Genomic DNA, 405 nt, shown 5'->3' on the forward strand with positions numbered 1-405 from the left:
GAGTTAGGGATGTTAGGGATATTTTGTAAGAAATAGTGTATAAATGTTTGCGTGGTGGCTGAATTTTCCTACTTTTGCATCCCRCTTCGGAGGAAGGGAAACAGTGAAAAAGGAAGGTGAAAAAGAGTTTCAAAAAAGATTTGCAAAACAGAAAAAGATTTCTACCTTTGCAGTCCCAAACAAAACGGGAGTTGCCAAACGGAGTTTGTTAACAGAATAAAAAAAGATTGAAATAAAGGAATGGTTAAACAGAAAGCGGGGAGCAATACGACCCTGCAGAAACACAGACCAGGACTTTAAAGATATAAGAAGGGGATCCGTGAGGTGACCCGCGAAGTTCATTAAAGAGATGTCATTTATCAACGTAGCGAGGTAAGAAAGTACAGATTCAAAGTACATGAAACC

General features: G+C 38.9%; 1 protein-coding gene. It reads right to left on the reverse strand.

Translation table 11 applies throughout. From position 1 onward, the window contains the following. Window positions 1-129: 129 nt before the first annotated feature. Window positions 130-405, reverse strand: a 276-nt coding sequence (locus AC1DG9_RS27805; RefSeq protein ID WP_477623190.1) for a hypothetical protein, incomplete at its 5' end; no start/stop codon positions are given.

This window comes from Pedobacter sp. 05L430 (assembly GCF_056397585.1).